Genomic DNA, 2,402 nt, shown 5'->3' on the forward strand with positions numbered 1-2,402 from the left:
GGTGTCGCGGTCGGCCAGGAACCGGGCGGCGACGGCGACGGCGGGGGCGGTGTTGCGGGCCGAGGGCTCGAGGATGATGGCGTCGGGCGCCACGCCGATCTGGCGCATCTGCTCGGCGACGATGAAGCGGTGGTCGTCGGCGCAGATGAAGACGGGCGGGGCGAAGCCGTCGGCCTCGCCGACCCGGGCCACCGTCTCCTGGATCATGGTGCTGCCCGAGACCAGCGGCAGGAACTGCTTAGGATAGCCCGCCCGCGACAGCGGCCACAGCCGCGTCCCAGACCCGCCCGACAACACCACCGGCACCACCGCCTGGCTGCCGGGCTGCGTCGTGCCCACCAGCTGCTCGGCCGTCTTCGCCTTCGCCATAACCTTCCGATCCCGTCGATCTCGATGCCGACGCTTATCGGCCATTCGGCCCGGCCGGTTCAAGCCCGCCGCGGCCGGAGCGGTCCGTTGACAGTGGCCGAACAATCATCTGACAATTCGTGCTGAACAAAGAGTCGGGGATCGCGGCGCGGCACCGCCCCCGGCAGCCAAATCGCCGTGGAGGAGTGCTCATGACTGGTTCGTTGCAGCGCGCCCTGCTGGGCGCGCGGTCCTGGCCGTGGCGGTCGCCCTGCCGGCGGCGGCGCAGGACAAGAAGACCATCCTGACATCTGTGCCCAGCCTCGGCTTCCCGTTCTTCGTCCACATGATGAACGAGCTGAAGGCGGAATCGCAGAAGCTGGGCGTGGCCTCGGTCGAATCCGACGGCCAGAACAGCGCGCCGAAGCAGACCGCCGATGTCGAGGCGGCGCTGGTGCAGAAGGTCGACGGCATCGTCATCAGCCCGATCGACGTCAACGCCATGGCGCCGGTGCTGAGCGAGGCGGTGGAGGCCGGGGTGCCGGTCGTCACCATCGACCGCCGCGTCACCGGGGTCGACGGCATCCTGGCCCATGTCGGCGCCGACAACGTGCTGGGCGGCGAGGCCCAGGCGAAGTGGCTGATGGAGACCTATCCGAACGGCGCCACCATCGTGAACCTGCAGGGCCAGCCTGGCGCCAGCCCGGCGATCGACCGCAACAAGGGCCTGCACAACGTCCTCGACCAGCACAAGGACAAGTACAAGTTCGTGGCCGAGCAGACCGCGAACTTCGCCCGCGACCAGGGCTTGAGCGTGACCGAGACGATCCTGGCCGGCCTGCAGACGCCGCCCGACGTCATCGTGTCCGCCAATGACGACATGGCGCTGGGCGCGCTGGAGGCGGTGCGTGGCCGCAATCTGCAGGACAAGATCAGGATCATCGGCTTCGACGCGCTGCCGGAGGCGCTGGGCAGCATCCGCGACGGCGGCCTAGCCGGCACCATCGAGCAGTTCCCCGGCGGCCAGAGCCGCAAGGCGGTCGAGGTGCTGGTCGATTATCTGAAGACCGAGAAGAAGCCGGACCCGGCGCTGATCCTGCTGACCCCGATCGCCATCACCAAGGCCAATCTCGACAAGGCCGAGCGCATCGGCGAGGTGAAGTAGGGCCTTTCCCATCCTGTCATCGCCGGGCTTGACCCGGCGATCCAGGGGCCACCGAGAACTGCTCTTGCCGCCCTGAATGCCCGGGTCAAGCCCGGGCATGACAATAAGGGTGAAGAGGACACGGATGACCGAACCGCTGCTGCGCATGACCGCGATCACCAAGCGCTTCCCGGGCGTCGTCGCCCTGGACGGCGTCGGGCTGGAGGTCGCGGCCGGCGAGGTGCACGGCCTGCTGGGCGAGAACGGCGCCGGCAAGTCGACGCTGCTGAAGATCCTGTCCGGGGCCCAGGCGCCGGACGGCGGCGGCATCGTCTTCGCCGGCGAGGCGGTGAGCTTCGCCGCGCCCTATGAGGCGCAGCGGCTCGGCATCGTCACGATCTACCAGGAGTTCAACCTGATCCCGAGCCTGACGGTGGGGGAGAACATCCTGATCGGGCGCGAGCCGGGGCGGGCCGGGCTGGTCGACTGGGGCGCGATGCACCGCACAGCCAAGACGGCGCTGGACCGCATCGGCCTGGCCATCGATCCGCGCCGCCTGGTGCGCGACCTCAGCGTCGCCGAGCAGCAGATGGTCGAGATCGCCCGCGCCTTGTCGATGGATTCGCGGCTGATCGTGATGGACGAGCCGACCTCGGCCTTGAGCGCCACCGAGGTCGACCGGCTGATGGCGATCATCCGCACCCTGCGCGGCCAGGGCATCGCCGTGATCTACGTCACCCATCGCCTCGACGAGGTGATGGCGGTGTGCGACCGGATCACGGTGCTGCGCGACGGCCGGCCGGCCGGCGGCGCCCAGGTGGCCGAGATCACCGTCGACGACATCATCCGCATGATGGTCGGCCGCGACCTCGGCGCCCTGGCGCGGATCGAGGGCGGCGCCGCGCAGGCC

At 69.6% G+C, this 2,402-nt stretch carries 3 protein-coding genes; 2 read left to right on the forward strand and 1 reads right to left on the reverse strand.

From position 1 onward, the window contains the following. On the reverse strand, window positions 1-369 hold a 369-nt coding region (locus P409_RS32060; RefSeq protein ID WP_034848155.1), incomplete at its 3' end, for a sugar phosphate nucleotidyltransferase. Between the two features lie 238 nt (window positions 370-607). On the opposite strand from P409_RS32060, the gene P409_RS32065 reads away from it, so the two are divergent. Both P409_RS32065 and P409_RS32070 read left to right on the forward strand, forming a co-directional pair. After that, window positions 608-1,513, forward strand: a complete 906-nt coding sequence (locus P409_RS32065; RefSeq protein ID WP_202964874.1) for a substrate-binding domain-containing protein — start codon at window positions 608-610, stop codon at window positions 1,511-1,513. A gap of 124 nt (window positions 1,514-1,637) precedes the next feature. Beyond that, window positions 1,638-2,402 (forward strand): ATP-binding cassette domain-containing protein (locus tag P409_RS32070; protein WP_152613660.1); only part of this gene is annotated, 765 nt, incomplete at its 3' end.

It is taken from the genome of Inquilinus limosus MP06 (genome assembly GCF_000767795.1).
Classification (GTDB): Bacteria; Pseudomonadota; Alphaproteobacteria; order DSM-16000; family Inquilinaceae; genus Inquilinus; species Inquilinus limosus_E.